This is a genomic window from Vibrio sp. Of14-4 (assembly GCF_022347625.1).
GTDB lineage: Bacteria > Pseudomonadota > Gammaproteobacteria > Enterobacterales > Vibrionaceae > Vibrio > Vibrio pristinus.
Genome location: NZ_JAKRGI010000004.1, coordinates 181,403 through 194,100, shown reverse-complemented (window position 1 = coordinate 194,100; position 12,698 = coordinate 181,403). Strand labels below are relative to the sequence as shown.

The following is a 12,698-nucleotide window of genomic DNA, read 5'->3' as shown; positions in this document are numbered from 1 at the left end:
ACATCAACTGATGTAAAAGGATGTTCTATGAATATACTTGCGCTTTCTCAGAAACAAAAAGTCACCTTGTTTCTAATGGTGCTAACCATAGGTTTTATTACGCTAGCGGTGTTTACTTCTTCTCGACTGACTTATATGAGCGAGCAGTATCATCGCAGTGGTGATATATCGTCTGGATCGATTTCGATATACCAAACTCAAAGCAAGATCCTCACACTGAGTAGTGAATTAGACAATTTGCAAGGCTCTCAAGTAGCAAAAGCGAAAGAGGACATTTCGGATATCGTTGTCGCTGTTAATAATGACTTGTCTTTCTTAAACACTCTAGGTTTGGAGAGCTATGCGAGTGAACTAGCAACGAGTATTGGTGATTTCGAAGCGGCGGTAATCCCTTGGTTAGGCCTCAAACAGGAGCTGGGGTTCAATATCGAAGAAGGGAAATTGGGAGAGCTTAAGCAACTTGCCACTATCATTGAACAAAAAATTGCTGAGACAGGCATGGTGACGCTCAATTCTGATTTTCAGGCAATGGTGAAATCCCAACAAAATTATTTGCTGCAACCTAATGAGAAAAACCTTAAGCTGTTTAATCGCGCCATGGGTGCATTTGAAAGCATGTCCAACGTGTATGCAATGTTAGACCTTTACGAAAAAGAAATCGAACAGTATAAGGCTACGTTTAAAAGGGTGAGTGAGCTTTCAAAACAACTGGGTAGTGTTGAGCAGCAACTCGTTTCTACAAAAATGCAGCTTAAAACCATTATTGCTGCTGCTACTGGTGAGCTTGGTAACATCAGCGCTGAGTATCAATCTTCAGCGGAAAACTCTTCAGGTCAGACGGTATGGTCAATTTTGGTGGCGTGTATTGTATTGGCAGTGTTCACTATATCTATCTTTATCATGCAAAGTAGCTCGCTTTCTCGTTCGTTAGCGAAGACTCGAGAGATTCTGCATAATTTGTCAGAAGGGGACTTATCTAAGCGTATGGCGCTTACTAAAAACCCCAACGATGAGTTTAATCGACTGGCATCGAGCATAAATGAAACATGTGAGAACTTGGGTGAACTCGTCTCAGGGGTGCAAGCGAGCAGTGAAGCACTATCAGGGAATGCGGCCGAATTGAATAAGGGGTTAGATCTATTAGCACACCATCAATCAGAAGTACTAGGACAAACCGAGCTTCTGGCCTCTGCGACTGAAGAGGTCAGTGTCACTACCCAAGAAGTCTCTGGATCTTTGGAGCTGGTGGCTGAAATTAGCCATAGTTCTACTCAGTCTGCAGAGAATGGAGCACGTATTATAGAAGCTGCAATAGGGTCTTTAGAAGAAGTGGGTAGCATACTAACTTCTGCTGCGGGGCATATTCAGCAACTAGAGGAAGCATCGTCCAAAGTTGACTCTGTTATGGACATTATTAACGGTATTGCCGAGCAAACTAACTTACTTGCATTGAATGCAGCGATAGAAGCAGCTAGGGCCGGTGAACAAGGACGTGGCTTTGCTGTTGTTGCTGATGAAGTGCGCAGCCTTGCGGTGAGAACAGTGGATGCAGTGGCGGAGATTTCTGAGACCATAGACACAATGAAGAAAGAGAGTGCCGAGGTAATTCAGTATATGGGTCGGTCGGAAACTTCGATGAAGACAGGGCAAGAAAAGGGGCATGAGGCCATGCAGGCGATGCATACCATTACTGAAAAAGCGGATGACGCCTCTCATCAGACCGATGTTATTTTTGCTTCAATCAAGGAATTGGTGACGACCAGTCAGTCGATGGCTGATAGCATGACTCAAATCTCTAGTGCGATGAAAGAGTTGGAACAAAACAATGAGCAATTACGTTCTGTTAGCCAAGTCGTCGAGGAAAGGGCTGGCAGCCTAAATAGTGACTGCCAGAGATTTACAATTTAGAAAAAAGCGTATAGTGATAAGCTGCCCGAGCTGTAGATAGATTTATCTGATTCTTCATAATCTGGTGTTTTTACAGTGGCAGTGGCAGTGGCGCCAAAATGGTCGTTATACCAAGCTATTCCAGCAACAGCAGTCGCTTGATCTTCTTTTAGTGTAACATCATAAACATTAGCGTTATGTCCATTTAGGTTTGCATAGGTATCTACGCCGGGACGATAACCTTCAATAGTAACATCATTAAACCTGTACCTTGCTTCAATACCACCATACACGAACCATCCTGACTTAGAAGCCCCGAGCATGCTAGCACGGAACGGATTTTCATTATCTATGTTTGCTGCCCCCATACTGCCAGCGAGATCTGTTCCCCAACGAAACATCAATCCCGTTGATATATCGCTACGAAAGTTGCCTAAATTGACCTCTGAAACACTAGATACTTCCCAGCCTGTATTAGCTATTGCGTTATCTCGCCATAGGTTAATATGAGTCAAATACCCTACACTGCCGACGTATCCCTCATCAACCTGATAAACCCACCCTCTGGGCTCGTCCGATCCTACAATGCCATGAACGATGTCTTGAGACTCTTCTGCTAATGAATCTTCACCCGTAGCTCCTATGGTTAGATTAAATCTTTGGGCTTGCTGCGGATGTAAGCTGATGTAGTTAAACTCGCCGTGAAAGTATCCGGCATAAGGACGGTCATTGATTTGTGGGGTTGTGGCCTCTATATCTGAAGGTGTATACATCTTGTGGCCAATGAGAAATTCTAATTTATCTAATGATGTACCGCCCCAGTATGACAGGCTAAGAGGGCTGAAAATAGCATAAGGCGTAATCGCACCTGTGGAATAGGTCAGAAATAGCCCGCTAGTGTAATCTTTGTCCACACCGAAAATGCCATCATTATCGATAGTAAATGCCAACGTAGATTTTTCCGATGCAAGGCAGAGAGATGAAATCAGCAGGAGAGGGATAAAAAGAATACTTTTGATTTTCATTGGCTTGCTCATAATTTACTAAGAGTCTTGATAGTACAGGATAGCCGGGATTAATCGATGATTGAGATAAACATTTGTGCAATGTGTCTCCTATTTGTTAAAGAGAACAAGGAAGTTGGGATGATTTGGTTGAGTAAAAAAGCCCCTAAATGGGGCTTTAAGTCATAGGGTCAGCAAATGTTTACAAAGACTCGGTAAACGTCCTTGCTATGACATCTTGCTGTTGCTCAGCCGTTAGAGAATTAAAACGAACGGCATAGCCTGACACGCGGATAGTCAGTTGCGGATATTTCTCTGGGTGTTTCACCGCATCTTCAAGAGTGTCTCTGTTCAAAACATTAACATTGAGGTGCTGACCGCCTTCAATCCCCGCTTCATGGTGGAAATAACCATCCATAAGACCAGCCAAGTTTGCTCTTTGTGACCCCTCTTCTTTACCCAAAGCATTGGGTACGATTGAGAAAGTATATGAAATGCCATCTTTTGCATGAGCAAAAGGCAGTTTTCCTACTGACGTTAGCGAAGCGACAGCACCTTTCTCATCTCTACCGTGCATTGGGTTAGCACCGGGAGCAAAGGGTGCACCAGCACGGCGTCCGTCGGGTGTGTTACCTGTCTTTTTGCCGTATACGACATTAGAGGTAATTGTCAGGATAGACTGAGTCGGGATAGCGTTGCGATAAGTTTTTAGTGAGCGAATTTTGTTCATAAACACTTCGACTAATTCACAGGCAATGTCATCCACGCGAGCATCATTGTTACCAAATTTTGGATAGTCACCCTCGATTTCAAAGTCAATGGCAATGCCGTCTTCGTCTCGAACGGGTTTTACTTTGGCATATTTGATAGCAGATAATGAGTCCGCCGCCACAGATAACCCTGCGATACCACAAGCCATAGTGCGACGAACATCTCTGTCATGAAGGGCCATGAGTGCTGCTTCGTAGCTATACTTATCATGCATGAAATGAATGCTATTTAGCGCTGTCACGTATTGCTTAGCAAGCCAGTCCATAAACAGGTCTAGTTTTTCCCAAATACTGTCAAAGTTCAGAACTTCGTCTGTCACCTTAGGCATCTCTGGACCAACTTGGACCTTAAGCTTTTCATCGACACCGCCATTGATCACATAAAGTAGTGTCTTTGCAAGGTTGGCGCGAGCACCAAAGAATTGCATGTGTTTACCAATCACCATAGGTGACACGCAACATGCAATAGCATAGTCGTCTGACTCAAAGTCCGGGCGCATCAGGTCGTCGTTCTCGTACTGAATAGAAGACGTATCGATCGAAACCTTGGCACAGAATCGTTTAAATCCATCAGGTAATTGCTCAGACCAAAGTACGGTAATATTTGGCTCAGGTGATGGACCCATAGTGTATAAACTATTGAGGAAACGGAAGTTAGTTCTGGTTACCAGTGTGCGACCATCTAGACCCATACCGCCCATAGACTCTGTTGCCCAGATAGGGTCACCAGAGAACAGATCATCATACTCAGGAGTACGAAGGAAACGTACCATGCGTAACTTCATGACAAAGTGATCAATCATTTCCTGAGCTTTGACTTCATCAATCTTGCCCGCAGCAATGTCACGTTCAATGTAGATATCTAGGAAGGTAGAAGTTCGACCTAGGGACATAGCTGCACCGTTTTGTGATTTAACCGCAGCTAAGTACCCAAAGTAAGTCCATTGAATCGCTTCTTGGGCTGTTTCTGCCGGACGAGAGATATCAAAGCCATAAGACTCTGCCATCTTTTTCATTTGGCCAAGGGCACGATGCTGCTCAGCGATTTCTTCGCGAAGTTGCATCGTCATTTGTAAATCATCACCGTTTTCGAAACGCTCTTGCAGCGAAGCAAACTGTGCCAACTTATCTCTCATTAGGTAGTCGATACCGTAAAGTGCGACGCGGCGATAGTCACCGATAATACGTCCACGACCATAAGCATCAGGAAGACCAGTAAGCACGCCGGATTTTCGACATTTTAAAATGTCAGGAGTATAGATATCGAAAACACCTGCATTATGTGTCTTACGGTATTCAGTAAATATCTTTTTAACTTGAGGATCGAGTTCGCGATCGTAGGCTTTACACGAGCCTTCTACCATGCGGATACCACCGTTCGGAATGATGGCGCGTTTTAGCGGGGCTTCAGTTTGTAGGCCAACAATGGTTTCTAAGTCTTTGTTGATGTAGCCAGCTTGATGTGAAGTTATGGTTGAAATGACGGACGTATCAAAGTCAACAGGAGCATGGGTTGCATTTTCCTTCTTAATTCCTTCCATGACTTTGGACCACAAAGCATTTGTTGCTTCAGTCCCTTCTGATACTAGAAAAGATTCGTCGCCCTCATAAGGGGTATAGTTCTTTTGAATGAAATTACGAACATTGACTTCATTTTGCCAATCACCTTCAGCAAAACCTTCCCAAGCTTTAGCAAATTGCTCTGCCATGACATACCTACCTTATTAATTTAAACGAGCACTATCTGGCCGTTGAGCCAACCAGAGTTCTAATACAAGAACGGCACTCTATTTTTGAATAACAATATGTATAGTGGGCTAAAGTTTTCTAGACCTAGTGTCACCATAGATATTGCTACTCGTGAATGATGTTTGCCTTCGAGATCTACAATAATTTAAAAAAAAACTGCAAACCTTAAACTAAATCAATAAATGATAAACTTTTTACACAAAAATAAGGGCAACAATAGTGTTGCCCTGAAAAGGTAGTGTGTTAAAGCCAAGCTTGAATACCGTATTGGCCTTCAAGCATGCCGACTGCGAGCATGGCGGCTAAGCAGATAACCAATACGCCGACCGGAATAATGATTTTATCGACAAAGGATAGGCGCTTTGCCCGCTCTTTATCGCCAATTAGGCCATTATTATCTAGGAGCATGGTCAGTGCCCAAGCCAAAACAGGGTTGACAATCGCAGAGCCAAATATACAAATCCCGGCAGCTTGTGAGTCTTTGCAGTCTTTGACCATCTGCATGCCTGCCTCTAAAAGTGGAAGAGATACACCCACCAGCAGAGCGACGCGCATAACAGGTGGCCATACTGCGATATCCATTGGAAACCCAAGAATCGCGATAAGCATTACAAGCAGCCCCAGAAGAATTGAGCCAGCAGGGATTGGGCGTTTGGCAATTGCAGCAGGGATCATATACGTTCCCCATGACGAAGTAATGTTACCACCGCCTATTGCTGTGCCGACCATCTGACGAACCGAGCACATAGTCATAGTGTCATCAACATCCATGAGTACTTTTTCGGTTTTCTTAGGGTAATTTAATTCTTGGAAAATTCGATGACCAAGAAAATCCGGTGACCACATAGCGACAGCTAATATTGCAAAAGGCAAAGATGCGATAAAGTGCTCGGCGTTTGGAAGGCCAAGCATCCATCCTTGTTCTGTATTGCCCCACCAATAAGCTGGGTTTAGGTTAGGCAGGCCCGGTTCAGTAACAAACTCTATGTCAAAACCAGCCCCAAGTGTTAACGCAACGGCTAAGCCGGTAAAGGCGCAAACAGGTATCGCGAGCCATCGTTTGTTAAGTTTTGCTAATAACGCGTATAAAGAAATAGTAATGCCTAGCACCACTAAGCCTATATAACCCATACTGCCAGCGGTAATAGATGGAGATTGAAGTCCGACCGCCCAGTCTTGGATGGCGTTAATCTGGCTCATGGTACCGGTTAGACCGAGAAAAATGAGTAAGCCACCCGCCGTGCCCTCCGAAGTTAGGTTGACCAATTTAGAACCACCTTTGAAGAAACTGAGCAGTAGGCCAAATACACCAATTAAAATGGCTAAGGCGAGAGGGTGGGCACCGGCGATTGCAATGGTTCCTATCAGTGGGATCATAGGGCCATGATTACCTGCCAAGTTTGCTTTGGGGTTCACTATTCCTGAAGCCAATATGCAGAATAAAAACGCTGGAATAAGCATCTCAACTCTTGAGACCTCGATGGCAAAATTTTTGCCTAAGTTGACGTGGTCCCAAGCAGCGGTGAGTCCTTCAGCCCAAGACATCATCACCGCTGAATACATGGCGATAATACCTAGTGTTCCTGCTAGAGCGGGCACAAGGTCTTCAAGTTCAAACCTGAAATCTCGAAAGGGTAAGTTCAAGCCGAAACGTCTGGGTTTCATTATTTGTAGCTCGTGGTCTAAGTAGTCTGAGCGACACTTAAACTGAGAGGCTGGACGGTGGAGATCACGATAGCTTTTATCTTCGATATCCGAATCAGAATGCGATGTTTTGACTGCGTCTGACATAGATTCCTCATATTTAGCATAGAGAGTGTTTGTAGTTAAGGAAGCAAGTTGTGTAGATACACAGATGTGCTTAACTACTTTTCTGCGGCCATAAATAGTAACGGGCCAACAGTTGAGAAAGATCTCTCTTATTGAGAGTTTTATCTTTTGTGTGAGTGTAAACCGCAATATTGGGAGGTGAATTGATTTAGATCACCTTATAAATAGATATGAAAGTTAACTACATATCAGGATGATTTAGGCAATTGAGAATTGAGAATTGAAAAATGAAAGTGACTTTCAAACTGATGGGAGGTGTTCAGCAACCAATTGTGCAATTCGTCTATCTATTGATTAAATTATTGAGATGGTTCCGGTTTTTTATAAAAATGTTAATTTCTTTTGGTGGTTAACGATTCTGATGTTTTTATTTTTATGCGTCTGACGGATTTAATTTGCATAATACTTGAATCTAAATACATTTAATTTGATTATGAATTCATTTTTGTGTCGTTAATGATTTGTTGCATGTTAAGCGGTGCGGTGCTAGTTTGTAGCGAGATAAGGCTTGAATTTAGCCTTTCAGTGCCAAGCTTCTTTGTTTGGATAAGCGATAATAAAACAGGGAGTAATGAGCGCATGAATGATGCAGCCGCGCTAAATATAAAGGAACTGCATAAGACCTTTGGCCATAATGAGGTACTAAAGGGAATTTCTCTTCAAGCTCACAAAGGTGACGTGATTTCTATCATTGGTTCATCTGGTTCAGGCAAAAGCACTTTCCTACGATGTGTAAATCTTTTAGAAACGCCCACTAACGGTGAAATTTGGGTCAACGGAGAGCTGATCCAAATGAAAACCAATCGTCAAGGCGAGTCTGTGCCTGTAAGTGAAAAACAAGTCCAGCGCATACGTTCCAGATTGGCTATGGTGTTTCAAGGGTTTAATCTTTGGTCGCACATGACGGTGCTCGACAACGTTATTGAAGCGCCAGTACACGTACTTGGTGTGCCCAAAGCTCAAGCGAGAGAGAATGCAGAGCTACTTCTGAAAAAAGTCGGCCTTTATGAGCGGAAAGATTATTACCCAGGTCACCTCTCTGGAGGCCAGCAGCAGCGGGCAGCAATAGCTAGAGCTCTTGCCGTTGATCCTGAAGTGATGCTGTTTGATGAACCTACTTCAGCGCTTGATCCGGAGCTAGTTGGTGAAGTTCTTGGTGTAATGCGAGATCTTGCTGAAGAGGGCAGGACAATGCTAGTTGTAACGCACGAAATGGCATTTGCACGCGATGTTTCTAACCATGTCATGTTCTTACATCAAGGTCTAGTGGAAGAGCAGGGTGAGCCTGCTAAGCTCTTCACTAACCCAGATTCAGAGCGTTTACAACAATTTATCTCATCTATCTACTGAGTCTGTTGTAATCAGTACCACAGATTCTGCAAATATTAAGAAATCATGTTTAAAGGAGTATGAAATGAAAAAGTGGCTAGTAGCAGCGGCTCTCGCTGCGACCGCAGTGACAGGACTTGTTCAAGCGAAAGAATGGAAGACGGTTCGCTTTGGGATTGAAGGGGCTTACCCTCCATTTAGTTGGACGGAAGCCGATGGCTCTTTGAAGGGCTTTGATGTTGATATGGCCAATGCATTATGTAATGAAATGCAGGTGAAATGTAAGATTGTTGCACAAGATTGGGATGGCATTATTCCATCACTATTAGCTCGTAAATACGATGCAATCATTGCCGCTATGTCGATTACAGAAGAGCGCAAGAAGAAGGTAGATTTTACCGGAAAATATGCTCTTATACCGAATAAATTCATTGCCAAGAAAGGGGCTAATCTGGACTTCGATAAACTAGATGGGCAAAAAATTGCAGTACAAAGAGCGACTACGCACGATAAGTATCTAACTGATAATTATGGCGATAGAGTGGAGATTGTCCGTTACGGCTCGTTTGATGAAGCTTATCTTGACTTAGCAAATGGTCGAGTTGTTGCTGTTTTGGGCGATGCTTCTGCTCTTGAGGAAGGCGTATTAAACAAAGCTGGTGGCGATGCGTACGAGTTTGTCGGGCCTTCACTGACAGATCCTAAGTGGTTTGGCGAAGGTTTTGGTATTGCAGTACGTAAACAAGACAAAGATTTGACTGAAAAGCTAGATGAAGCGATTGCGTCACTTCGTGAAAAAGGTGAATACCAAAAGATTGCTGCTAAGTACTTTGACTACGATGTGTACGGGCAATAATCTTGTCTAAAAGGTCCGCTGATGTGCTTTCTGGTGTAGATCAGCGGTCTTTTTCATTCTAGCTGTTATTTAAACTAACCAATGATTTAAACCCCAGAGCTTAGGAACTTACCTATGTTGGATTTACAAGGATACGAAGCCTCTATATTGAAAGGGGCCCTAGTGACGATTGAAGTTGCGCTACTCTCTTTGTTGCTTGCGATGGTGCTAGGGATGCTGGGGGCTCTGGCAAAGATGGCACCTTATCGCTGGGCGAGAGCGATTGCGACGTTATACACCACTGTTATTCGCGGTATCCCTGACCTTGTATTAATGATGTTAATATTCTTTGGCGGACAAATCTTACTCAACAATAGTTTGTATTCGTTCAACGAATGGTTAAATGAATGGTTTACTGCAAGTGACCCAAATCATGAGTGGACCTCATATTTACCCGACTATATCGATGTAAGTCCATTCATAGCAGGTGTTCTTACCATTGGGTTTATTTTCGGTGCGTATATGGCGGAAACGTTTCGTGGGGCCATAATGGCGGTCGATAGAGGGGAATTGGAAGCTGCCAAAGCATATGGCATGAGCTCAGCACTCGCCTTTCGTCGTATTTTACTGCCACAAATGATTCGCCATGCTCTGCCAGGTTTTGGAAACAACTGGCTGGTGCTTCTTAAAACCACGGCACTTGTCTCGATTATTGGTTTGGAAGACATGGTTCGTATGAGCGCACTAGCTGCTGGCTCGACAAAGATGCCATTTACCTTTTACATGACAGTTGCTGTCATCTTTCTATTTTTTACCAGTGTCTCAACGGGGTTACTCAAACTTGTTGAGCGTAAATTCAGTATCCATACGAGGTAGTTGATGGATTTTTCACTGATCATTGAAAGTTTACCAATCTATCTCGGGGGGCTCTGGACCACGACTTGGCTGGTGGCTGCTTCTCTTATTATTGGGCTATTTGTTGCGATCCCATTAGGTATCGCTCGTAATAGTACTCACTACTTGTTCAAAGGGCCGAGTTGGGCTTTTATCTACTTTTTTCGTGGCACTCCACTATTAGTTCAGCTTTACCTCATTTATTACGGTATGGATCAGTTTTTTCCTGTCAAAGACACTCTTTGGGAAAATGCATGGTTCTGTGCTCTTGTGGCTTTTGTTCTTAATACTTCTGCCTATACCGCAGAAATAATTCGAGGTGCGATAAATGGGCTACCTAAAGGGGAAGTAGAAGCGGCCAAAGCATATGGAATGAGTACATTGATGACGTATCGACGTATCATCCTACCCAGTGCTTTGCGCCGTGCTCTACCAGCATACAGTAACGAAGTGATCTTTATGCTTCATGGCAGCGCAGTTGCTGGAATTGTGACCATAGTGGATTTGACTGGTGCTGCTCGCCTTGTTAATTCTCGTTACTACGCACCGTTTGAGTCGTTTCTGACTGCTGGCCTTTTCTATATGTGTCTGACCTTTATCATTATTTGGTGCTTTAAGCAGGCTGAAAAGCGATTTCTCGCCTATTTGAGGCCGCTTAGCTAAATATAAAAAAGCTTCCTATTGGAAGCTTTTTTATGTCTGAAACTTCAGCTCAATATAATCAGTACAGTACCAGCTAATGTCATTAGTATATTTGCAATCGCGTATGTGCCCGCATAGCCAAGCGCAGGAATAGTTGACTTAGTATAGTCATTGACTATGTCCATGGCTGGGGCGCAGGTTCGAGCTCCTATGATGGCGCCAAATAGCAGTGCTCTGTTCATCTTTAGGATATAAGCGCCCACGAGGTAAGCAAGAGCTACTGGAACAACGCTGACCAATAACGAAAGGCCAATCACTTGTGGGCCGAATTCGGCAAGGTGTTCAAACATTTTCCCACCTGCGCTCAGGCCTATCCCAACCATAAAAAACATTAGGCCTAAGTCTTTGACCATGTTTAAAGCACCTTGAGGTACGTAACCAAAAGTTGGGTGGTTAGCTCGTAAGAAACCTAGCGAAATTCCTGAGAGGAGAAGGCCTACGGCATTACCTAAGCCAAACGACACCTGACCAAAAGTCATGGTGATCAATCCAAACATAATCCCTAGGATAAAGAAGCTGCAAAATGCCAGAAGATCAGCCATCTGACTATGGATGGAAATAAACCCAATTTTCTCTGCTAATCCATGTACGCGGCTCTTCTCACCACTGACCTGAAGGACATCCCCTTTAGCCAGTACGATATCGAGATCCATTGGCATTTCTATTTGTGCGCGAACAACTCTGTTAAGGAAACAGCCATATTCGGATAAGTTCAGATCAGAGAGACGTTTACCTGCCATGGCATCACTTTTTACCACGATTTCTTCTTCAACGATCCTCAAGTCTAGAAGATTGCGGTCGAATACTTCCTTGCCATTACGAAAGCTAGGATCGAGTCTCGCGTGGCTATCAGGGAATCCAAGCAGTGCAATCTCATCACCTTGCTGCAAGATGGCGTCACCATCTGGGTGGGCAAGGATACCATTGCGACGAATACGCTCGATATAGCAACCAGTTTGGCGGTAGATACCCAATTCGCGAAGGTTTTTTCCATCGCTCCAGTCAATGAGCTCTTGCCCAACTCTGTAGGCGCGAATGATGGGCAAATAAACTTTACGCTGTCCATTACTTCCCAGCCCTCGCTCTTGGGCTATCTGCTGTGCAGAGTCGGACAAATTTTGCTTTTGAAGCTTTGGCAGCAATTTGGCAAAGGCAATCATGCTGATCAAACCAACTAGGTAAGCCATAGCGTAACCCACAGATAAGTTTTCAATCACCTCAGAAAAGTCCATAGCATGTGGCGTGGTGGCAAGGCCAGAGTTGAGAGCATCTTGAGCACCAACCAGCACAGGAGTTGCCGTAAGTGCACCAGCCATCATTCCGGCAGAGAGTCCGAAATCAAGACCTAGGTTATGGCTGGCAAAGTAGGTGATAAAAATAGCGCTAGATAAGACCACCATACTCAAAATGAAATAATGCTTACCATCTCTAAAAAAGATACCAAAGAAGTTGGGACCTGCCTCTATGCCAACACAGTAGATAAATAACATAAACCCGACGGTCAATGCGTCTGCATTGAATGTAAAACCCAGATGTCCCATGACTAATGAAGTAAGCAAAACACCAATTGAATTGCCGAGTTGGAGATTTCCAAAGCGAATTTTTCCTATGGCTAAGCCAATAGCGAGTGCAACAAAAATTAGTAGAATAGGGTTTTGCTCAAGCAGGGATAAAACATCAATGTTCACAGGGCAGCTC

The 12,698-nt window shown here is 43.9% G+C and carries 9 protein-coding genes; 5 read left to right on the top strand and 4 right to left on the bottom strand.

Annotated elements, in window-relative coordinates; genetic code table 11:
• Positions 1-27 precede the first annotated feature (27 nt).
• A complete protein-coding gene (locus MHN79_RS06140; protein ID WP_239172130.1) occupies positions 28-1,908 on the top strand; it encodes a methyl-accepting chemotaxis protein in 1,881 nt (626 codons plus the stop codon).
• On the opposite strand, the gene MHN79_RS06135 is transcribed toward MHN79_RS06140, so the two are convergent.
• The 3 genes from MHN79_RS06135 to MHN79_RS06125 form a co-directional block, all read right to left on the bottom strand.
• Positions 1,905-2,906, bottom strand: coding sequence for a lipid A deacylase LpxR family protein (locus MHN79_RS06135; RefSeq protein WP_239172212.1), 1,002 nt, complete (start codon positions 2,904-2,906; stop codon positions 1,905-1,907). The two genes, MHN79_RS06140 and MHN79_RS06135, sit on opposite strands and share 4 nt — an antisense overlap.
• Positions 2,907-3,093: 187 nt before the next feature.
• Entirely contained in the window at positions 3,094-5,370 is a 2,277-nt protein-coding gene (gene pflB, locus MHN79_RS06130; protein ID WP_239172129.1) for a formate C-acetyltransferase, read from the bottom strand.
• A 283-nt stretch (positions 5,371-5,653) separates the two neighbouring features.
• Positions 5,654-7,201: a DUF3360 family protein gene (locus MHN79_RS06125; RefSeq protein ID WP_239172128.1), complete on the bottom strand. Its 1,548-nt coding sequence runs from the start codon at positions 7,199-7,201 to the stop codon at positions 5,654-5,656.
• Between the two features lie 618 nt (positions 7,202-7,819).
• Between MHN79_RS06125 and MHN79_RS06120 the strand changes: the two genes are divergently transcribed.
• The 4 genes from MHN79_RS06120 (at position 7,820) to MHN79_RS06105 (ending at position 10,961) form a co-directional block, all read left to right on the top strand.
• The gene (locus MHN79_RS06120; protein WP_160931453.1) at positions 7,820-8,590 is read left to right on the top strand and encodes an ATP-binding cassette domain-containing protein; all 771 of its coding nucleotides are present in this window, start codon (positions 7,820-7,822) and stop codon (positions 8,588-8,590) included.
• 64 nt (positions 8,591-8,654) lie between these two features.
• Entirely contained in the window at positions 8,655-9,425 is a 771-nt protein-coding gene (locus MHN79_RS06115; RefSeq protein ID WP_239172127.1) for an ABC transporter substrate-binding protein, read from the top strand.
• Positions 9,426-9,539: 114 nt separating this feature from the next.
• Positions 9,540-10,280: an ABC transporter permease gene (locus MHN79_RS06110; RefSeq protein ID WP_239172126.1), complete on the top strand. Its 741-nt coding sequence runs from the start codon at positions 9,540-9,542 to the stop codon at positions 10,278-10,280.
• Between the two features lie 3 nt (positions 10,281-10,283).
• On the top strand, positions 10,284-10,961 hold the full coding sequence (locus MHN79_RS06105) for an ABC transporter permease (protein ID WP_239172125.1): 678 nt from the start codon (positions 10,284-10,286) through the stop codon (positions 10,959-10,961).
• Positions 10,962-11,005: 44 nt separating this feature from the next.
• On the opposite strand, the gene MHN79_RS06100 is transcribed toward MHN79_RS06105, so the two are convergent.
• Positions 11,006-12,688, bottom strand: coding sequence for an aspartate:alanine antiporter (locus MHN79_RS06100; RefSeq protein WP_239172124.1), 1,683 nt, complete (start codon positions 12,686-12,688; stop codon positions 11,006-11,008).
• Positions 12,689-12,698 lie beyond the last annotated feature (10 nt).

What these genes read in the sequence shown, in the direction of transcription:
- MHN79_RS06140 (WP_239172130.1), top strand. Translation starts at nt 28, where the DNA reads ATGAATATACTTGCGCTTTCTCAGAAACAAAAAGTCACCTTGTTTCTA.
- pflB (WP_239172129.1), bottom strand. Translation starts at nt 5,370, where the DNA reads ATGGCAGAGCAATTTGCTAAAGCTTGGGAAGGTTTTGCTGAAGGTGAT.
- MHN79_RS06125 (WP_239172128.1), bottom strand. Translation starts at nt 7,201, where the DNA reads ATGTCAGACGCAGTCAAAACATCGCATTCTGATTCGGATATCGAAGAT.
- MHN79_RS06120 (WP_160931453.1), top strand. Translation starts at nt 7,820, where the DNA reads ATGAATGATGCAGCCGCGCTAAATATAAAGGAACTGCATAAGACCTTT.
- MHN79_RS06115 (WP_239172127.1), top strand. Translation starts at nt 8,655, where the DNA reads ATGAAAAAGTGGCTAGTAGCAGCGGCTCTCGCTGCGACCGCAGTGACA.
- MHN79_RS06110 (WP_239172126.1), top strand. Translation starts at nt 9,540, where the DNA reads ATGTTGGATTTACAAGGATACGAAGCCTCTATATTGAAAGGGGCCCTA.
- MHN79_RS06105 (WP_239172125.1), top strand. Translation starts at nt 10,284, where the DNA reads ATGGATTTTTCACTGATCATTGAAAGTTTACCAATCTATCTCGGGGGG.